The organism is Actinoplanes sp. NPDC049681 (assembly GCF_044465265.1).
GTDB lineage: Bacteria > Actinomycetota > Actinomycetes > Mycobacteriales > Micromonosporaceae > Actinoplanes.
In genome coordinates this window covers 342,211-360,137 of record NZ_JBITLP010000009.1, presented here as the reverse complement: position 1 = coordinate 360,137, position 17,927 = coordinate 342,211, and the positions used below count along the sequence as shown (strand labels likewise).

Genomic DNA, 17,927 nt, shown 5'->3' with positions numbered 1-17,927 from the left:
CGCGAGGGCTTGGCTGTGATGAGCTATCCTACCCGGCTGCGAACCGGGCAAACCGGTGCAACGGTTTCCCTGGGACAGGCCGTCGGCACCCACCTGACGCCGATCGCTCTCGACGGCGCGTACAGTGGGCGACGTCCGATGGATCGCCATCGGCGCGCCGGCCTCGGCCGGCGTGGCGCGGTCCGCAGCCCGGTGATCCGGATGCTGATCGCACGATTTCCGCAGACACCGTCCGCCGCCGGGCACGCCGGAGGAGCGGACGGGTCAAGCGCTTCGTCTCCGGTCACGTGTGACGCGGGTGTGCAAGCCGTGACGACCGTGGACCGCCTGTCGCTCAGCGACACCATTCATCAGAGGAATGTGAATGACACCGAATCACGACCACGCGACCCTTTTCGTGGCGCCGCCTATGCCGCCCGGCACCGCCGCGGCCGTCCGGGAGCGCCCGGCCGTCGACGATCAAGGCGAGGCCATGGACCGGCTCCGCCATCCGTTCGCGGTCGGTGGCAACCCTGCGGTCGTGCCCGCTCACTGACCCGGCCCGAAGGTTCCACCCTCTGGTGAGCGTCGATCTTCGGCCGCTTGCTCTATCGTTGAGTCACGTGGGGAGGCTTCCTCCTCGCCAGCTGCTCCGGTCCTCGGCAGTGCGCCCGTACTGACAGAGCGCCCGGGAGCAGCTGTGCTTGGGGATGACCGTCCCGTTCCGCCGGACCATGCGAACGCCGGTAGTGGCCGGTCCACGATGACCGACGCCGCTGACAAAGACCGCGTGGCTCCGCTGAAGCCCCCCTATCTCCTCACCACCCTGACCGATGGTCGCGGTGTAGCGGTGGCCGTCACCGGCGACGCGACCACGGCGGTGGTCGAGATGGCCGCCCACGGGAGCTGGTCGCCGCACTTCGGTAACCAGATCTCCGCCTGCCTGCGGCTGTGCCTGGCCGGCCCGTCCGCCTGGGTCCTCGTCGATCTGCATCATCTCGACGATCCGTCCGGGCTCAGCATGCCGTTCTGGATGGCGGCGTGGCGCCGGGCCTGGCTCGCTGTGCCGCCGGTCAGCCTGGTGTTCTGCCTGCCCGGCAGGAGCACGTTGGGCGGGCGGTTGCGTGTCGCCGAGGCACCGCGACCGCCGCTGTTCACCGGCACGGCGGAGGCGCGCCTCGCCATCGCTGCGCTGGTGTCCCAGACGGATCGGGTGCAGGCGCGGCTGACGCCGCGGCCGGATTGCGTACGCCTTGCCCGCGACCTGGTCAGAGACGCTTGTCGCGCCTGGGCCCTGCCCCATCTGGTGCACGACACCTCGCTGATAGCGTCCGAGCTGGCTACGAACGCGGTCGAACACGCCGGCACCGACTTCGTCGTCACCCTGTCCCGCCGGGCCCGCCGGTTGCATGTGGCGGTGCAGGACGGCGCCACCGGGTTCCCGCGTCTGCCTCGACCGGCGTCGGCCGGTCCCGCAGCATCGCTGCACGGTCGCGGTCTGCTGCTGGTGAACACGATCGCCGCCGCGTGGGGGGCTATGCCGACACGCGGCGGGAAGGTCGTGTGGGCCACGCTGACCTGACCGCCTACCGGGTCGGCGCCGTCAGTCAGCTCGAGGACCGTGGTCGCGGTCCGCGAGGTCGGACGGGCTCCCGGCAGTACTCGTCGCGGTGAGCGCCGCAGCGAACAGCACCATTTGGTTGATGGCGTTCAGGAAGACGAGGAGTCCGACCGATCCGGCGACGAGCTGATAGGTCGGGTTGGTCTCGGTGTGCAGCACATAGAGGCGGCCGAGCGTCTTGAGCAGCTCCAAGCCGAGGGCGACCAGCAGTGCCGGACCGAGCAGGCGGCGCAACGGCATCCGGATGCGGGGGAGCCCGGTGAGGGCACCGCCGGCGAGAACGGCGTTCATCCCGACGGCTACCAGGAATCCGACCGCGCTGAGCAGCCATCGGGACAGGTCCACGCCGGTGTCCGCCGCGTCGACCAACCGATTCGCGACGACCGTGGTCAGTGAGGCCACCGCCAGCGAGGCCGCCAGCAGCAGTCCCAGTCCCGCGAGCACCAGAAGGTCCACGACCACTCGGACGACGATGTTGCCCGGATACTCGGGCAGCTCCCACATCCTGCGGATCGACGACCGCAATGCATCGACCCAGAACCAGCCGGTGATCGGCAGACCGATGAACGCGATGACGCCGATGGTGCCGCGGGCGTCGCGCAGCGCCTGCACGTCGAGGCGGGGCAGATCTTCCGCGACGTACCGCTCGACCGAACGCAGCACCGCCGGGTCGTCCAGGACGAAGCCGAATACGGCGACGCCCAGCAAGCCCAGCGCGAACGTGGCGAAGAACGCGTAGTAGGTCACCGCGGCGGCGAGCCGGCCGCCGTCGGCCCGGTCGTAGCGGACCCCGGCCCGGATCAGGTGATCGAGCCACCCGACCCGGTGCCGCACCTGCCGGAAGGCATCCGCGAGCCACCGCCCAGAACGCTGATCCCCCACGTTGCGGTGATACCCCTGGGCGGTCCCGTTACGCGGACGACGCGAGAGACGTCGTCCGGCCGCGCGGGCGGAACCACCAGCGTCCTGACGACGTGGACCGCCGTCGGCCGGATGTCTTCTCCCGTACACGAAGGTCCGCGATCAGGGGGAGAGGATCCGCGCGGCCAAGCCGGGTTCCGCCGTGACAGCATGGGCGACATCCGTCAGTTTGCGGTTGTGATTGCGGGCGAATCGGCGGATCGCGGTGAACGCCTCGTCCACGGAGACGCCGCACGCCTGAGCGACCGCACCCTTGGCCTGTTCGATGACGATCCGGCTGTTGAGCGCGCCCTGGAGCTGTTCGGTCAGGATCTCGCCATGGCGGATCGTACGTTCCTGCAGGAGCCCGATCGCCGCGATGTCGGTGAGGGCTTGCATGATCGGTACGTCGGCGCCGGTGAAGTCCCCGCCTTTGGTGCCGCCGAAGACATTCAGCGCACCGATCACCTGCTGGCGTACCCGCATCGGGAAGGCGTGCACCGACTGGTAGCCGGCCGAGGTCGCGCGAGGTGCGAAGCGGGGCCAGCGTCCGGCGGCCGCCGCGAGGTCGACGTTGATGACCGGCTGCCCGGCGGTGAACGCCTCCAGACAGGGCCCTTCCTCGTTCTGCAACTGGAACAGCTCGAGCAGCTTGGCGTCCTCGTCGGAGGCGGCCATGAACTCCAGGCGCCCGCGCTGGTCGGCCATGACCAGTCCGGTGGCAGCGGCGCCGACCAGGTCGGTGGCCCGTTCGGTGAGCATGTGCAAGAACTCGATGAGGTCGAAGTCGTCGACGAGAGTGTCGGCCGCCTCGACGAAGATCGCCGCGAGTCGCTCCGCGGATACGGTCGTCATGCCTGCCTCCCGGCTTGCCGTGCACTGTCGCGGTCGGTCATGAAGAGTCCTTTTCGAGGCGCAGACGGCGGGTGACGATGTCGCGCGCCACGTCATCGAGAGGGCGGTTCTCTGCATAGGCGTAGGCGCGCATCCGGGACAGCGCCTCAGCGAGGCTGACGCTGAGCTGGATCATGACCATGCCCTGGGCCTGGAACACCGCCGCACGGTTGCCCACGTCGGCGGCCTCCCTGCCGGGCGTCACGGTGCCGTCTTCGGCCCCGCGTTGCCGGTCGAGCAGCGCCTCCACGGTCACGTCCGCGAATGCTAGTGCCAGCGGAAGCTCCTCGTCGGTCAGCGGCCCGGCCCGCTGCCGGAACACGTCGAGAATGCCCAGGCGGGCGGCGCCGACCTGCAACGGGAACGCGAACACGGCGCGTACACCGTCCTGTACGGCGGCCGAGGCATAACTGGGCCACCGGCGGTGCACCGCGCTGCCCCCGAGGTCGGCGATTAGGACCGGCCGGCGTGTCGTGAACGCGTCGATGCAGGGTCCCTCGCCCATGACGAATTGCAGGTCCTCGGCGCGTTCGCTCAGCGGGTCGGACGCGGCGCAGACCCCTCGGGTGCCGTCGTCGGTCATCACGCTGATGCCGGCACCCGACGCCGACAAGGCCTGCGCGGCCGTGCGGCATACGTCGCGAAGGAAGTCACCGGTCGTCCTCTGCTGCTGCGTGGAGGCGGCTACCAGGCGGCGGACGGCCCGAGTCGGCTCATCCATCGGTTTCACCGTCGAGAGTCGCCAGGGCCGGCCTGCGGCCTGATCGCCTGTTCGACGCCATTCGTCGCATAGCCGCACCCTTTCCTTTGGGTGCCGCCGAGGCCGAGGCAGCAGATCCGTAGGTAGCCTATCGTGCCGCCGGAGTCTGGCCGTTGAAGCGGCGAAAGGGCTCCGTCGCCGGCAGCCCGCCATCGCGGCGGCCCCGAAAGCGGCACCAGTGGACAGAGCAAGCACAACCCGGTGCTGGCGGGGCCGTAGGTAGTGACCAGATCCCACACCGGGTCCCGGTGCTGCCTTCCGCAGAGAATGCTGGTCACCTGCCGTCATCGGGAGACCTCGTGTCCGCCTCGGCGCCACCGTGACGAGTTCGGACCCGGCACCACAGACGCCGGCATCCCACCGAAACGAAGGGATCCTCCGCCTCCCGGCGGCGTTCACTCCACGCTACCCCGGGCGGCTGGAAATGGCCGCACGTACGAGGGGTGATAGCGGGTCAGTGGGGTGGTGGCGGCCGGAGGGTGGCCCACACCATCTTGCCGTTGCGGGCGGGCAGTGCTCCCCAGGTGGAGGAGGCGGCCTCCACGACGCGTAGTCCCAGGCCGCTTCGTACAGCGGGTGCGGTGTTGCCGGACACGGGCCGTTGCGGCAGTCGAGGATCGCGGTCGCAGACGGCTAGATGCAGCCCGACGTCGCGGTTGGTGCTGCCGAGGCGGGAGATGATCAGGTCGATCGGGGTGCCGGCGTGGTCCGTGGCGTTGACGATCAGTTCGGAGACCACCAGACGGGCGGTGTGGATCAGGGCCGTGAGATGCCATCGCCGGCAGGCGTCGGCGACGGCCTCTCGGGCTGTGACGGCGGCGGCCGGCTCGGGCAGCAGCGGTAGCCGCAGTTGGTCGCTGAGCGGGCCCTGCCCGGCGAGCGCGGCGTGCGCGTCCGCGACGGTGGCGGACACCGGGAGACGGCGGCGGGCGCCGGGCCGGGTCAGTCGGGCTGCCAGCGCCGTCGTGGCAGGCAGAGTCGCCAGCACCGGCACCGGTGGGTACAAGGCGGCGCCCTGGGCGCGGGCGGTCAGCCACAGTGGAACGCTGTCGGCGCGTGGATCATCGAGGCGGTGCAGGTCGATCACGATGCCACCGGCAAACCCGGCGAGGCATGTGGACACTGCCTGGTGCGCCTGCTGCCATAACGGGAGCCTCCAGCGGCCGTGCACGGCGAGGTCGATGATTCCGGTGTCGCAGTCGACCACCGTCGTCACCGATGCATCGTGGTCGTCGTGGTGGTGTCCATACAGTGGGCCTGGCTCCACGCCGACGCCTCCAGCCGGGCAGTCCGCCTCCCCGCGACCGGCGGAGTATCCAGTTACTCACCGATACTACGCCTATACAAATCGTGAGGCCGAATCACGTCGGACCGGGGCCATGCGGACACGCCGGATCAGCCACAGGCTCGCATGCTGGCAGTGGGGGACCCGGTGATCCGGTGGGATCTCGAGGCCGGCGGACAGGCCGGAACCCGGACGGGGATCCAGGCCGGTGCGTGGCCCCCATGATGAACAAGCTCTCCCGGCCCCTCCGCTGAGGGATGGTCAGCTCTCTGCCGGTCCCGGTACCGCGGCGTCCTGACCCGGACGCTTCATGGTCTCAGCGGCCGTCAGACGCGTGCTGCGCGGCGCGGCCGTCGCGGTCGCGTGACGACCGAGACGCAGCATCAAGTACGGGCAGCCGAACTCGGGAATCGCCCGTCGCAGCAGCTCCCGAGCGCCGGCGTGCTCGATCGGTGCGCTGAAAGGCAGAACGGACACCCCCATGCCGGTGGCGACGAGGGAGCCGGCGGACAGCGCCTCGCCGGCGTGCAGCCAGTCGAGGTCCTGGTCACGTGGGCCGTGCAGGACCGCGAACGTCGCGGCTCGGTCGTGCTCGCCGTGCGCGATGGGCAGCGGCAAGCCGTCGGCGGCACCGGCGATCCGATCACCGCCGGTCCACAGTGCCAGCTCCGCATGCCATTGAGCGTCGACCGGTTCAGTGTTGTCGGCGCGGCCTGTCGCCACCGTGAGGCCGAGCACCTGGTCCGGACGGAGCACGCCGAGGCGGACATGCTGCGCCTCGAACGCCGCCCTGATGGTGTCCAGATCCTCCGGCTCGATCGGGTCACCGGTGACCGGGCGCGGATCCGTGTGACGCAGCGCGATGGCCCGGGCCAGGTCGGCGGTGTCCGGGCTGACCGGGGCGGCGCCGTCGATGTGCAGGCGCGCGAGGTGGTCCGGGTCGGCGTCGTCGGGCCGGCGGGTAACCGTCACCCGCCAGCCCCGCGCGGCGAGGGTGAGCCGCGCGTGGTGCAGGGCGGCGCCGCAGCCGATCGTGGCGAGCCGCCGGTCAGGCTCGCCGAGATCTACCATCCGGGCGTGGTCCGCGAACAGGTCCAGAACGCCGTTGCTCACGCGCCATCGCCACGGCTGTGTGTTGTACGCCGACGGTGCCTTCCCGGCCGCGACGACCGCTCGGTAGAAGGCCTCGTTCGTGATCCGGCCGCTGATGGGGCGTACGACACCCGGCGAGGCTGCCATCATCGGCCTGCCCGCGTGCCTAGTGGACCGGGTTCCCGCTCACCTGGTGGTGGCCCGGGCGGTGCCACCCGCAGGGTGAAGGTTCCGCCGTCGGCGCAGATGACGGTGATCATCGCCGGCGATCGGCCGGCCACGTAACCCACGGTGATGACACGGCCGGCCGTGAAGAGGTGGTGGGGCCGGATCGCCCAGTTCGCGGCGCCGAGCAGCAGCCGCGTCACCGGTCCGCGGACCTGCTCGAGGACCGGAACCAGTACCCGCAGCTCCGCGCTGAGATCCGTCGCGCTCGGCCGCCAGGTGCCGTCGAGCAACGTGTAGTGGAGCCGGACCGACGCCAGTCGTGCTCGGGGTCGGCCGGTCGGGGCGGGCGGTGCGGACTGGGTGATCAGCGATGCCATGGCGTTCCCGTCGTCCGGGACCAACGCAGGCGCCGCCTGCCCCGATGACAGGGGCCGGATCGAGGTCCACCGAGGCCTTGAGGGGGCGCGCCCGGCGACCGCCGGGTCAGCGCACGCCGGCCGGAGCCGGCACCGACGGCGGAGCCATCGGTCGCGACATCACTGTACGCGTGTTCGACGCCGGGAGCGTACGGTGAAGGGACACCGGCTTCTCGACGTTTCCCGACGAGCGCACGTCGCGCTCGATCTCGATGGCGCGGATGTCGTCCAGAGAGAGGCATCGTCATGACTCCGACCAGCGTGGCCCCGGCCGCACCACCACTCGATGACGCCGTACGCCTGCGGCTGGACCCGCATCCTTCCCGGACCACCGTCCTCGACGGGGCCTGGTGGCCCCGATCGACCGATGTCGTCGCGGAACTCCCTTCGCTGGTGGAGGCTCTGGCCGGGCTCCGGGGCGAGACCACGCACGTGCTGCTGAACACCGCCGAGTGGGACCTTCCCCACCCACGGCGGGCCGCCGTCGGCCACCGGGCGGTGCGGCTGGGGTGGTTCACCTCCCAGCCCGCGGGGTTGGTCACCATCATCTGCGAGTACGGGCACGACCGCTTCGATCTGCTGGTCGTACCGCCCGATGCGAGCCGGGCATCGGCCGACATCGCGTCGACCGCCGCGGCGGACGCCACCGACAAGCGCCACACGCCCGAACTGCTGACCGGGATCGAGCACAGCGGCTGACCGCGGAGCGTCGCGACCGCCGGAGTCGTCCTCGTCGAGCTCGCGCCGCCCAGCCAGGAAAGGCCACTCCGCGGCGCAGTGGTCAGGTGAGGAGCTCGACGAGGGGGAACGAGCGGTTGCGGCGCGGCGGGATCACGTAGTTCTGCCGGTGCGAGGCGCGCATCATGCCGTTGATGCCGCTGTCGCGCGCTGCGATGTTGTAGGGCGCCTGGCGCAGGTCCGTACCGTCGGGAAGCATGCCGTCCATGGCGAGCCGGGCCCGGTGGAACAGGTGATGTCCCGGTACGAAGGCGACGAAGTGCAGCCCGGGTTTGTCGGCGGGACCGACGCCGCCCGGTGCCCACGAGAACGGGTCGTCGAGCGTGTTGAAATCCTCGCGCAGCGGCACCGCGGTCCCCTTGGTGCGGGTACGCCCGTAGTTGTCGATGACGTCGGCGCCCAGCCGGGTGGCGAGCTGCAACAGCGAGTTGTGCCCGCTCTGGTGCAGGTTCGCGGCGTCCTGCTTGACGTCCGCCAGGCTCGCCACCTGGGCGGCGCCGTTGGGCACGGTCACCGTCCCCGGGGCCTGCGCGGGCGTACGGGGCGAGAACATCCGCTTCGTCCGCGTGCTGAAGTCGAAGCTCCGGTACCAGGTGTCGATGTCCAGGTACAGGTGCGACAGGTGCATGGCGCAACCGGCAGCGAAGTATCCGCCGGGCCATTGGTCGGTGATCCTCGGCAGGGTCTCGAAGCTGGGGACGTTGTCCGGAGCCAGCGCCTGTGTCTGCGTGCTGGTGAACCCCATCATGAGCTGGGCGCGGTCGGGGATGCTGCTCGCGCCCGGGACACCGGCGGCGAGTGCCAGGGTACGGCCGATGCTCGGCTTGTCGAAGCCGCGGCCCAGGAAGCCGGTGCGCTTGCTCGTCAGGTCGAACAGGTCGCCGATGTAGGCCTTGCTGCTCTGGTCCTCGAACAGTGCCCGCTCGGCCCCGCTGACGATGTTCGAGGAGTCGCTACGGAACTTGAACATGACGTGGTTGTCTTCCAGGACCATGCTCGCGTCGTCGCTCGGGAACCGGATCGCGTCGAGGACGGCGTACTGCCGAGGATCGGTGCCGGGGATGGCCGGCAGATATGCGGGCCACAGCGAGGGTACGAACGTCCGGAAGAACGGCAGTCCCCACCCGACGACCATCGTGAGCCCGGCGGCGTTGGACGAGTACGGGCTCTCCACGGCGGCCAGCGCGTTCTCGACGCGCGTCTTCGCGTTCTTGAGCGCACTCACCGTCCACGCGGTCCGGCTGGTCAGCTTGGCGGTGATGACGTCGTTGTACAGCGGCGGGATCGCGACGGTGACGCCGTTGTCCAGGATGACCTCGACGTTGTCGACCAGGTACTGCTCCTGGCGCCGCCTCGGCGGGGCGGCCGCCGCCCGCGCCGGTCCACCGCCGAGCTCGTCGAGCAGCTCGTATACGCCGCGGGAGCTGATCGCGGCCAGCGACACAGCGGCCGTACGCCGCAGCAGTCCCCGGCGGGTGGTCCCGCGATCCGGTGTCGTCATCGGCACCTCACCCTCGTCCCCGGCAGCTCATCGACCACTGCTCGGCGGCCACGTCGGCCCCGCCCGATCCGTCGACCGTCTCGCGTACTGTCGCGGACAGCTCGTAGTTGGGCGTCTTGCCCTGGCTGATCAGCAGGAACGAGTAGACGTCGCGGTGCACCGCGGGCAGGTCCGGGCCGGTGGACCATGACCCGTTGGTGGTCTCGTTGCTGAGGTACTTCGTGCCCGTGGTGATGCTGACGCCGCTCAGGTGGGCGTTCAAGTGGTCCTTGACCTGGTATCCGGTGCGGCCGTTCGCGGTCGTGGTGATGACGATGTGGATGTCGCCGTCGAGGTTCAGGACATCGCCGGGAGAACACGGGTTCGTCCGCACGTCGGCGGGAACGTGGATCGTGGCGTTCACGACAGTGGCCGCTTCCGCGGGCAGCACGGCGATCGTCGCCGTCCCGGCGACGAGCGGGGCGGCGACCAGAACGGGAAGCGTGCGCCTGACGAGTCTTCTGCTCATGGAAAGTCCCTGGACGCTGGGGGCGGATATCGACGATCATCTAGGTCGTCGCGCTTGGGTGAGCCTGCCAGGACGGTTCCGTGATCGGTACCACTGCGCGCGGAAATGGGCCGATCGTCCGGGTGGGCCTCGTCCGGCCCGTCGGATGCGCCCGCCGGAGCGGGGTTGTTCCGCCGCCGCGACCGCGGTTGCTCAGGTCCCCCGGCAAAGGGACTGGAGCCTCTGCCGCCGCAGGCTTGACGGAGGGAAGGTCACGTCGGGAGGTGTCCTGCAGCCTCACGCCCGGCAAGTGGCTGGGCGATGGATGGCGAAGGCGTCAAGCGGCTGCCGGTCATCAACGATCTCGGACGGCCGGTCGGGATCCTCGCCCGCGGTGATCTGCTAAAAGTGCATCTGCGCCCGGACGACGACATCCGCGGTGACGTCATGGACGCGATTGTTGACGTGATCGGTGCCCAGGCATCGGGCGAACTGACGGTCGATGTCCGCGACGGCGTCGTGACTCTCGGCGGCCGGACCGACAGGTGGTCCACGGCAGACATCGCGGCACGCCTCACGCGCCTGATCGCGGGCGTAGCCGAGGTCGTCGACGACGTGTCGTGGGACCACGACGACCGGGGTGCTCCATAGCTTGTCCCCACCGGACCCTCGTCGCCGCCGCCTGCGTCGCGCCGGCGTTGTGCCGGGACGTACTCCCGGCCACCGGCCGGCGGCGCCGGCGGCGCGCCGGGGGCAGAGCCGCAGGTCCCGTTCGACCCCAGTCAGCCGGCAGCCCAGCGGCGGGTGACGCCATGACGGACCTTCGGCCCTGTGCCGTGGCGGCGCCGCGCGGAAGGCTGGAACCATGACCGGACACGCACCCCGATTGATGATCGGCTTCGACGGTTCCCCTTCGGCGATGGGCGCGATCGATGCCGGCGCGGCGTTGTTCCCCGGCGCGCATGCCAGCGTCGTCCACCTGTGGACGCCACCGTTCGCCAGTGACGCGCTACGGCACCGGCTCTGGACCGGAACGGGCGGGGTCGACCCGTTCGTCGAGGCGGTCGAGCGCGAAGGCGCTCGCGAGGCGGAACGCATCGCGCGGGCCGGTGTCGTCCTCGCGCGTGCCGCGGGCTGGGAAGCCGAGCCGGTGGTCGAGCGCGGCTACGGCGGCGACGGAGTTCAGTTCGCCGAGCTGGCCGAGAAGCTCGACGCCCAGCTCGTGCTCGTGGGCTCTCGAGGGCTGGGCGGCACGCGGGCGTTGCTCGGCAGCGTGTCCGACATGGTGGTCCACTACGCCCGGCGGCCCGTCCTGGTGATACCGCAACCGCTGCTGGCCGACGAGGCCGCAGCCCTGACCGCCGGCCCGATCGTGACCGGCTGGGACGGCTCCGCCGACGCCCACGCTGCCCTGGTGGCCGCCGGAGAACTGTTCGCAGGGCGGGAGATCGTCCCCGTCGGTGTGGAGGACGGGACCGGGCACGGGCCGCAGGTCGGCGGCCGGGCCGTCACGGTGCTCCACCGGGAGGGCTTGCTGCCCGGATCCGCACGGTCGACGGCCGCTGCGCTGTGCGGGTACGCCCGCACCCGGCGGGCGGCCGTCGTCGTCGTGGGCTCGCGTGGCCGTTCGGCGGTCGAGGAGATCGTGCTCGGTTCCGTGGTCATGGCGACGCTGCACCACGCGTACCGGCCGGTTCTGGTGGTGCCCCGGACCACGCCGCGTGGCCGTCGCTGACGGTCCCCAGCCGTGCCGCAGGGCCTGCTGGTCCGGGACCGTCGGCCCCTGACCGATGCCGGGTGTGCCTTCTAGCGTTCGACATGACGCGACAAGGAGGTTGTGATGAAGAACTGGCATGTGGACGACGTCATGACGCAGGCAGTCGTCACGGTCACGGAGGACACGCCCTATCGGGCGGTGGTGGACCTGCTCATCCGGCACCGACTCAGCGCCGTACCCGTGGTCGACGACTTCGGGCGGGTCACCGGCGTGGTGTCGGAGGCCGACCTCCTGCGAAAGATCGAGTACGCGGGCGACGAGAAGCCCCGGCTGTTCGAGGGCCGGCGCCGTCGCGGCGAGCGCGTCAAGGCCGACGCGCGGACCGCCGCGGACCTCATGAGCTCCCCGGCGGTGGCCGCGCTGAAGGGCACCCCGATCGCCGCCGCAGCCCGCGAGATGGACCGGGAAGGCGTCAAGCGGTTGCCCGTGGTCGACGACCTGGGCCGCCTGGTGGGGATCGTCTCCCGCGGCGACCTGCTCAAGGTTCACCTGCGCCCGGACGACGACATCCGCCGCGACGTGCAGGAGGGCATCCTGCACATCTATCTCGCGGACGGCGGCCCCCGGGTCGAGGTCACGGTGCAGGACGGCCTGGTCGCTCTCAAGGGTCACGTCGACCGGTGGTCGAGTGCGGACATCGCCAAGCGGCTCACCCGCCAGATCGCCGGCGTCGTCGGTGTCGTCGACGAACTCGAGTACGACTACGACGACAGCAACATCCACGGGACCGGCATCGCGTTCGGCGCCGCCTGACGCCGACACCTCGGCCGGGAGCTGTCGGTGCGGTTCCTCGGAGTGCTCGCCGACCGGCTCAAGCGATGCGGGTACGCCTGGCCGAGGTGTGCGCGTACGCCGACGAACCGGCGGATTCCGGCGAGCCCGGACCATGAGATTCTGCGCCTGCCCGGAAAGCGCTCACGGAACGGCCCAGGACCGCCGCAGGTCCCGGACAGCGCAGCCGTCCGGGACCTGCAGGTGCGGGCGCGACTCGGCGTCGACCCTGGGGATCGGCTCAAGGCAGCAACAGGAGGTGGGCCGGGACTCCGGCCGCGAGGACGTCCTCCATCGCCGAGTTGATGTCGTCCAGAGCGCGCGGCTCGACCATGACCCTCGTCCGTCCGGCGGCGTGCAGTCGGAAGACCTCGGCGAAGTCCGCGCGGATGCCCTTGAGGACGGTCTGGAAGATCGGCAGGGCCATCGTGCTGCCCTTGGGCGAGGACACGAGGATCAGCCGGCCGCCGCGGCGCAGCGACGCGTGAGCCTGCTCTATGATCCGCGGGCTCGCGGCGAGCACGACGGCGACGTCGGCACCGCCGAGCGCCTCGATCGCCGCGACCGGGTCCGTGGTGGCCGCGTTGACGACGTGGGCGGCCCCGAGCCGCTTGGCAAGAGCAAGCTTCTCCTCGGTGACATCGATGGCGATGGTCTCGCCGCCGAAGATCTGGGCGTACTGCTGGGCGAGGTGTCCCAGACCGCCGATCCCGAAGATCGCCACGCGGTCGCCCGGGCTGACCCCACCGACCTTGACCGCCCTGTACGTGGTGACGCCGGCACAGGTCAGCGGTGCGACCTCGGCCGGGTCGATGCCTTCGGGTACGCGCACGACATAGCGGGCGTCGGCGAGGGCGAACGCGGCGTGCCCGCCGTCGACCGAGCAGCCGGTGTTCTGCTGTGCCTCGCACGGCGTCTCCCACCCCGTGACGCAGTAATCGCAGGTGCCGCAGGCGTGCCCGAGCCAGGGGATCGCGACGCGGTCGCCGGTGGTGTGCTCCGTGACACCGGGGCCGACGAGCTCCACGATGCCGACCCCCTCGTGTCCCGGCAGGAACGGCGGAGTGGGCCGGGCCGGCCCGTCGCCGCGGGCGGCGTGGATGTCGGTGTGGCACAGCCCGCTCGCCTCGATGCGGACGAGCAGCTGACCGGCGCCGGGGGTGGGCGTCGGCACTTCCTTGATTTCCAGCGGCTCGGCTCGCATGGCGTTCCTCCCTCGCTGTCCACCGGCCCGTGAGCCGCCCGGCCAGGTAGCGCCGTGAGGCTCCGGCCGGGCGGATGACGAGTACCGACTGATCTGCACGTGTCCCGTTCGGCGGGTCGCCGGCCGGGGATCAGATCAGCCAACGGTTGCGCTGCACGAAGGGCAGCCCCGCCCACCAGCGGCCCAGGCCCCAGGTGTGCCCGGCGTACGTCAGCGCGAGCGCAATGGCGCCGGCCGCGTACATGAAGTGGTAGTCGGTGATCGGGTTCGTGGAGCCGCTGGGCTTGCCGGCGCTGGTGTGCTGAGCGAGCGGGAATTCGGCGAGCCACATGAACGCCATCATGAGCGTCGCTGCCCCGGCGGCGATGCGCATGCCGATGCCCAGGATCAAGGCGAGACCGATGCCGAGCAGGCCGAGCATGAACAGCCGGTCGGCCCACGGGTCGCCGGCGATCGAGTGGGCGGTGCCCTGGAACGGACCGACGTCGATCGACGACAGGAAGCCCTTGGTGGGGGAGCCGCCGTTGATCCAGGCGCGTTCGGACGGGGTTGCGTAGTTCCAGCCGAAGGTCTTGTCGAGGAACGCCCATAGGAAGACGAAGCCGAGCGAGATGCGGAACACGGCCAACGCCCGCGCGGCGGTCTTGGTGAGCATGGAGCCGGGTGCCTCGACGCTTTCGAGATGGTGAACCGCGGGTCCGCGGCCGATGGTTGTCATGGTGTCCTCCCCAATTGATGTCTTGACCTGACGATGCTCCGCTCGCCACGGCTACGCCCGGGTCTGAGCGCCCGATCCCGTCGGGACTTAGGTCCCGATCAAGGGGCGGTAGCCGGGAAACGGCAGCCGGGCCGTCCTCGCCGCCGCGATCACCTCGTCGGCATCGGAGACGCTGCTGGTACGCCGGGCCAAGCGTGTCGACACCGTCGCCGGGTCCGCCACGCAACGGAGTTCGGTGAGCACGGCTGTGGCAGAGCCGGGCAACGTGCGGGCGGCCGCCGGTGGCGGTCGCGGTTCCACGAGGCGTCGAGTACGACGGTCTCGCCCTGCGCCAGCAGCGTGCTCGCCCGGCGCAGCACCTCGGCGTACACCCGAGCAAATCAGGACGCAGGCGAGGCTGACGGCGCCGTCGTGGATGTCGAGGCGGCGTTCGAGCGCACGGCGAGACGGCGGAATTGCTGCAGCAGGGCGAGGGGCGGGTCGCCGACGGGTAGACCTAAACCAGCTGGCGAATGGCCCCGCGCGCCGCCGGTCAAGCGGGTAGAACCGGCCAGGAAGATACTGGACATGGATAACGCGCGGGAGGGTGTCTCCCTCCGTCCGGGACTCAGGCAAGACGTTGCTGCGGTCGTAGCCCTGATGGACGGCGCCGTGGAATGGCTAGTCGCCGGGGGCCGTACCCGTCAATGGGGAACCGACCCGTATTCAGCCGACCCGCGGCGGGTTGCCGTGATCACGGGCCTAGCCTCCGGCGGAAACCTGTACGTGGCTGTCAGCGGGGGCATCGTGGCCGGGGCGCTGGGCCTCGGTCCGGCACCGAGCTACGTGCCTCCTGCGGTGGAGCCGGAACTCTACATCCAGCTGTTAGTGACCGACCGCGCTTGGGCCGGGCGCGGAATCGGTGGCCGATTGCTCGAGCACGCACGCACGATCGCTCGCGCTGCGGGTGTGAGGCTCCTTCGCCTCGACTGCTATGCCGCTCCGGACCGGGCCCTGGTTCGCTACTACGAGCAGCAGGGATTCACCGCGACCGACAGCTTCGAAGTCGAAGGGCCATCCGGACCGTGGCCGGGCCAGGTGCTTGAACAGCGTCTGACCTGATGCCGTCGGCGAAGGTCTGCTCCACGACGTAGCGCAACCCGCCACGCCCTTCAACGCCGGGCGTCTTGGTACAACGTCGTCGGCGGGGACGCCGAGGTGACGATGCCTTTCTCGCCCACGGTGGCGTCGCCGCCGAGCACCCCAGTAGTGCGGTCCACCCGTGCATCGCCAGGTGGCCGGGCCACGCCGCCGGAGAACGGCCGCGCAGGCTGAGCGTCAACTGACGGCGGTGCCGACCAATTCCCCGACGCCGAACGTGACTGCCATGGCCGCGCCGCCCCACCGACCAGCCGGGATGGCCTTCGGCGCGGGCTGGATTGCATGCGTCGCCGGCGAGGCGCCACCGGGGCCACGGCTGCTCAGCGGCCGGACCAGGTCCCGTCCTGACGACGGTGGGTCTGGTGGCGCTGAGGCCATCCCTTCATCTCCTCGGCCCGGTTGCTGTGCCGGAGCTCCGGTGGCGTCGAGTTCAGCATCGCTCACCGCTGCCGCAGGTGGCAGGGCCGATGGCCATCGAAACCGGCGGGTAGCACGTCCCGGCGGCCCCGGCCTCACGACCCTGTCCGCCGGCCGCACCGTCGGGCAGCATCAAGCCACGGACGCCGCTGTCCTCGTCGCGACGAGGAGATCAGAGGGAGGACGATGATGACGACCTTCCATCCCCCGGGGTCACCTCGATGAACGACACCGACCAATTGCGCCGGCCGCCAGTCACCCGGCGGAGGATCGCATCCGGCGGGAGATGGACCAGCTCAGCCGCGGCTGAACGTGACCGCACCGGTCTCCTCGCCCGGACCGCGTCGCCAACCGGGCGGTCCGGTCGCGGCGACAGCACTTGGAGGAACAGCATGACTCCGCTGACCGTCTTCGACCGTCTTGCGCTGCACCCGTTCACGGGTGACCTGCGCACCGAGTGGTTGCGGAAACTGGGCGCGCTGGGCCGGCCGGTCCTGCGTCACCCGGGAGTCCGCCTGTTCCACGAAGGTGCCCCGGCGAACAGCTTCTGGCTGCTCACCGCCGGCGCGGTCGCTCTCGACTTCGCGGTCCCCGGGCGCGGTGACATCGTGATCGAGCGGGTCGATGCGCCGGCGCCGGTGGGCTGGTCGTGGATGCTGCCGCCGTACCGGTGGTCGCTGGGCGCTGTGGTCGCCGACGAGTGCCACGCTATCGAGTTCGACGCTCCGCGGGTGCGCGGGCTCATGGCCGAGGACGGCGAGCTGGGACGGGAGCTCGCGATGCGCTTCAACGCGGTGCTCGCCGACCGGCTGAAAGCGGCGCGGGTTCGCCTGGCCGAACTGTACGCATACCCCGCCGCGCCGAGCGAGGCGGAACGGCCTGCCGGCTGAGGACGGGACCTTCGGCGCGATCGGTCGACGGTGGGTCCAGTGGCCACAGCGTCGCAGTCGACGGCCCCGTCGCACGCCGGCGCTGAGCGGGCCGGTCGGCCCTGGGCGGTGCTCCGGCGGCACGGCCATGCTGGACGCTGACGTCGACGGTGGGGAGGCCTCCATGCTGGGCTGGCAGGTGCGTGAGCCGGGTCCCGATCTCGCCAGGGCGGTGCGGCGGGTGCCGATGCCGGTGCCGCGGCCGGGTCCCGGCGAGCTGCTCGTGGCGGTGGACGCCTGCGGCGTGTGCCGCACGGATCTGCACGTGGCGGCCGGTGAGCTGCCCGTGCACCGTGCCTCGGTCGTGCCGGGTCACGAGGTGGTCGGGCACGTGCTCGAGCTCGGCGACGGCGTCACCGGCTTCCGGCCGGGCGATCGCGTCGGGGTGGCCTGGCTGCGTGAGACGTGTGGGCAGTGCCGCTACTGCCGGTCGGGCGCGGAGAACCTGTGCGCGCGGTCGCGCTACACCGGCTGGGACGCCGACGGCGGCTATGCCGACTGCACGACGGTACGCGCCGACTTCGCTTACGTCCTGCCGGACGGATACCCGGTCGTGGAGCTGGCGCCGCTGCTGTGCGCCGGCATCATCGGCTTCCGGGCGCTGCGGCGCGCCGAACTTCCGGCGGGCGGCCGACTGGGGATCTACGGCTTCGGCGCGTCGGCACACCTGACGGCTCAGATCGCGATGGCGCAGGGGGCGCGGGTCCACGTGCTCACGCGTTCCACGTCGGCGCAGAAGCTGGCGCTCGAGCTGGGCGCGACCTCCGCTGGTGCCGCGGACGACGCCCCACCGGAACCTCTCGATGCCGCCATTCTGTTCGCACCGGTCGGCGAACTGGTGCCGGTGGCACTGCGAGCCCTCGATCGTGGCGGTACGCTGGCGGTCGCCGGGATCTATCTCACCGAGATTCCGCCCTTGCATTACGACCGCGAGCTCTTCCAGGAGCGCACGCTGCGCAGCGTCACCTCCAACACCCGTATGGACGGCCAGGATCTGCTGGCCTTCGCCGCCACGCATCACCTGGCCGTCGCGACCACCGCCTATCCGATGGCCGGGGCCGCGCAGGCCCTGGCTGATCTTGCCGCGGACCGGGTCAACGGCGCTGCGGTGCTGGTCTGCTGAGGCAGGA

General features: G+C 70.9%; 19 protein-coding genes. 9 read left to right on the top strand and 10 right to left on the bottom strand.

Features of this window, described 5'->3' with window-relative positions; genetic code table 11:
- Positions 1 to 364 precede the first annotated feature (364 nt).
- Both ACIBO8_RS31625 and ACIBO8_RS31620 read left to right on the top strand, forming a co-directional pair.
- Entirely contained in the window at positions 365 to 535 is a 171-nt protein-coding gene (locus ACIBO8_RS31625; RefSeq protein ID WP_396119054.1) for a hypothetical protein, read from the top strand.
- A gap of 234 nt (positions 536 to 769) precedes the next feature.
- The gene (locus tag ACIBO8_RS31620) at positions 770 to 1,561 is read left to right on the top strand and encodes an ATP-binding protein (RefSeq protein WP_396119053.1); all 792 of its coding nucleotides are present in this window, start codon (positions 770 to 772) and stop codon (positions 1,559 to 1,561) included.
- 21 nt (positions 1,562 to 1,582) lie between these two features.
- Here the strand turns inward: ACIBO8_RS31620 and ACIBO8_RS31615 are convergent, their stop codons facing one another.
- The 6 genes from ACIBO8_RS31615 to ACIBO8_RS31590 form a co-directional block, all read right to left on the bottom strand.
- Positions 1,583 to 2,482 (bottom strand): YihY/virulence factor BrkB family protein, encoded by a 900-nt coding sequence (locus tag ACIBO8_RS31615; RefSeq protein ID WP_396119052.1) that lies wholly within the window; start codon positions 2,480 to 2,482, stop codon positions 1,583 to 1,585.
- Positions 2,483 to 2,623: 141 nt separating this feature from the next.
- The gene (locus ACIBO8_RS31610) at positions 2,624 to 3,355 is read right to left on the bottom strand and encodes a GAF and ANTAR domain-containing protein (RefSeq protein WP_396119051.1); all 732 of its coding nucleotides are present in this window, start codon (positions 3,353 to 3,355) and stop codon (positions 2,624 to 2,626) included.
- A gap of 37 nt (positions 3,356 to 3,392) precedes the next feature.
- Positions 3,393 to 4,115 carry a GAF and ANTAR domain-containing protein gene (locus ACIBO8_RS31605; protein WP_396119187.1) on the bottom strand — a complete coding sequence of 241 codons (723 nt, stop codon included), beginning with the start codon at positions 4,113 to 4,115 and terminating at the stop codon, positions 3,393 to 3,395.
- A gap of 493 nt (positions 4,116 to 4,608) precedes the next feature.
- On the bottom strand, positions 4,609 to 5,370 hold the full coding sequence (locus ACIBO8_RS31600) for an ATP-binding protein (protein ID WP_396119050.1): 762 nt from the start codon (positions 5,368 to 5,370) through the stop codon (positions 4,609 to 4,611).
- A gap of 330 nt (positions 5,371 to 5,700) precedes the next feature.
- Positions 5,701 to 6,678 (bottom strand): nitroreductase, encoded by a 978-nt coding sequence (locus ACIBO8_RS31595; protein ID WP_396119049.1) that lies wholly within the window; start codon positions 6,676 to 6,678, stop codon positions 5,701 to 5,703.
- The gene (locus tag ACIBO8_RS31590) at positions 6,678 to 7,076 is read right to left on the bottom strand and encodes a DUF5994 family protein (protein WP_396119048.1); all 399 of its coding nucleotides are present in this window, start codon (positions 7,074 to 7,076) and stop codon (positions 6,678 to 6,680) included. The genes ACIBO8_RS31595 and ACIBO8_RS31590 overlap by 1 nt, the downstream gene beginning before the upstream one ends.
- Positions 7,077 to 7,361: 285 nt before the next feature.
- Between ACIBO8_RS31590 and ACIBO8_RS31585 the strand changes: the two genes are divergently transcribed.
- Complete coding sequence (locus tag ACIBO8_RS31585; RefSeq protein ID WP_396119047.1) at positions 7,362 to 7,814, top strand: DUF5994 family protein; 453 nt, start codon at positions 7,362 to 7,364, stop codon at positions 7,812 to 7,814.
- Positions 7,815 to 7,896: 82 nt separating this feature from the next.
- Here the strand turns inward: ACIBO8_RS31585 and ACIBO8_RS31580 are convergent, their stop codons facing one another.
- Together ACIBO8_RS31580 and ACIBO8_RS31575 are read right to left on the bottom strand one after the other, a co-directional pair.
- Complete coding sequence (locus ACIBO8_RS31580; RefSeq protein ID WP_396119046.1) at positions 7,897 to 9,354, bottom strand: hypothetical protein; 1,458 nt, start codon at positions 9,352 to 9,354, stop codon at positions 7,897 to 7,899.
- Between the two features lie 7 nt (positions 9,355 to 9,361).
- A complete protein-coding gene (locus ACIBO8_RS31575) occupies positions 9,362 to 9,862 on the bottom strand; it encodes a hypothetical protein (RefSeq protein WP_396119045.1) in 501 nt (166 codons plus the stop codon).
- A gap of 300 nt (positions 9,863 to 10,162) precedes the next feature.
- Between ACIBO8_RS31575 and ACIBO8_RS31570 the strand changes: the two genes are divergently transcribed.
- From ACIBO8_RS31570 to ACIBO8_RS31560, 3 genes are all read left to right on the top strand, one after another.
- Entirely contained in the window at positions 10,163 to 10,492 is a 330-nt protein-coding gene (locus ACIBO8_RS31570) for a BON domain-containing protein (RefSeq protein WP_396119044.1), read from the top strand.
- A gap of 214 nt (positions 10,493 to 10,706) precedes the next feature.
- The gene (locus ACIBO8_RS31565) at positions 10,707 to 11,576 is read left to right on the top strand and encodes a universal stress protein (RefSeq protein ID WP_396119043.1); all 870 of its coding nucleotides are present in this window, start codon (positions 10,707 to 10,709) and stop codon (positions 11,574 to 11,576) included.
- A gap of 105 nt (positions 11,577 to 11,681) precedes the next feature.
- The gene (locus tag ACIBO8_RS31560) at positions 11,682 to 12,371 is read left to right on the top strand and encodes a CBS domain-containing protein (protein ID WP_396119042.1); all 690 of its coding nucleotides are present in this window, start codon (positions 11,682 to 11,684) and stop codon (positions 12,369 to 12,371) included.
- 259 nt (positions 12,372 to 12,630) lie between these two features.
- On the opposite strand, the gene ACIBO8_RS31555 is transcribed toward ACIBO8_RS31560, so the two are convergent.
- Both ACIBO8_RS31555 and ACIBO8_RS31550 read right to left on the bottom strand, forming a co-directional pair.
- Entirely contained in the window at positions 12,631 to 13,593 is a 963-nt protein-coding gene (locus tag ACIBO8_RS31555; protein ID WP_396119041.1) for a zinc-dependent alcohol dehydrogenase, read from the bottom strand.
- Between the two features lie 130 nt (positions 13,594 to 13,723).
- Positions 13,724 to 14,311 (bottom strand): hypothetical protein, encoded by a 588-nt coding sequence (locus tag ACIBO8_RS31550; RefSeq protein WP_396119040.1) that lies wholly within the window; start codon positions 14,309 to 14,311, stop codon positions 13,724 to 13,726.
- Between the two features lie 639 nt (positions 14,312 to 14,950).
- Here ACIBO8_RS31550 and ACIBO8_RS31545 point away from each other — a divergent pair.
- From ACIBO8_RS31545 to ACIBO8_RS31535, 3 genes are all read left to right on the top strand, one after another.
- Positions 14,951 to 15,412: a GNAT family N-acetyltransferase gene (locus ACIBO8_RS31545; protein WP_396119039.1), complete on the top strand. Its 462-nt coding sequence runs from the start codon at positions 14,951 to 14,953 to the stop codon at positions 15,410 to 15,412.
- Positions 15,413 to 16,260: 848 nt separating this feature from the next.
- Complete coding sequence (locus tag ACIBO8_RS31540) at positions 16,261 to 16,758, top strand: cyclic nucleotide-binding domain-containing protein (protein ID WP_396119037.1); 498 nt, start codon at positions 16,261 to 16,263, stop codon at positions 16,756 to 16,758.
- Positions 16,759 to 16,885: 127 nt separating this feature from the next.
- Positions 16,886 to 17,920: a zinc-binding alcohol dehydrogenase family protein gene (locus ACIBO8_RS31535; protein WP_396119036.1), complete on the top strand. Its 1,035-nt coding sequence runs from the start codon at positions 16,886 to 16,888 to the stop codon at positions 17,918 to 17,920.
- Positions 17,921 to 17,927: the final 7 nt, after the last annotated feature.

Coding starts and splice junctions, on each gene's coding strand:
- ACIBO8_RS31545 (WP_396119039.1), top strand. CDS start 14,951: ATGGACGGCGCCGTGGAATGGCTAGTCGCCGGGGGCCGTACCCGTCAA.
- ACIBO8_RS31580 (WP_396119046.1), bottom strand. CDS start 9,354: ATGACGACACCGGATCGCGGGACCACCCGCCGGGGACTGCTGCGGCGT.
- ACIBO8_RS31560 (WP_396119042.1), top strand. CDS start 11,682: ATGAAGAACTGGCATGTGGACGACGTCATGACGCAGGCAGTCGTCACG.
- ACIBO8_RS31555 (WP_396119041.1), bottom strand. CDS start 13,593: ATGCGAGCCGAGCCGCTGGAAATCAAGGAAGTGCCGACGCCCACCCCC.
- ACIBO8_RS31585 (WP_396119047.1), top strand. CDS start 7,362: ATGACTCCGACCAGCGTGGCCCCGGCCGCACCACCACTCGATGACGCC.
- ACIBO8_RS31610 (WP_396119051.1), bottom strand. CDS start 3,355: ATGACGACCGTATCCGCGGAGCGACTCGCGGCGATCTTCGTCGAGGCG.
- ACIBO8_RS31550 (WP_396119040.1), bottom strand. CDS start 14,311: ATGACAACCATCGGCCGCGGACCCGCGGTTCACCATCTCGAAAGCGTC.
- ACIBO8_RS31565 (WP_396119043.1), top strand. CDS start 10,707: ATGACCGGACACGCACCCCGATTGATGATCGGCTTCGACGGTTCCCCT.
- ACIBO8_RS31570 (WP_396119044.1), top strand. CDS start 10,163: ATGGATGGCGAAGGCGTCAAGCGGCTGCCGGTCATCAACGATCTCGGA.
- ACIBO8_RS31575 (WP_396119045.1), bottom strand. CDS start 9,862: ATGAGCAGAAGACTCGTCAGGCGCACGCTTCCCGTTCTGGTCGCCGCC.
- ACIBO8_RS31605 (WP_396119187.1), bottom strand. CDS start 4,115: ATGGATGAGCCGACTCGGGCCGTCCGCCGCCTGGTAGCCGCCTCCACG.
- ACIBO8_RS31595 (WP_396119049.1), bottom strand. CDS start 6,678: ATGGCAGCCTCGCCGGGTGTCGTACGCCCCATCAGCGGCCGGATCACG.
- ACIBO8_RS31590 (WP_396119048.1), bottom strand. CDS start 7,076: ATGGCATCGCTGATCACCCAGTCCGCACCGCCCGCCCCGACCGGCCGA.
- ACIBO8_RS31625 (WP_396119054.1), top strand. CDS start 365: ATGACACCGAATCACGACCACGCGACCCTTTTCGTGGCGCCGCCTATG.
- ACIBO8_RS31535 (WP_396119036.1), top strand. CDS start 16,886: ATGCTGGACGCTGACGTCGACGGTGGGGAGGCCTCCATGCTGGGCTGG.
- ACIBO8_RS31540 (WP_396119037.1), top strand. CDS start 16,261: ATGACTCCGCTGACCGTCTTCGACCGTCTTGCGCTGCACCCGTTCACG.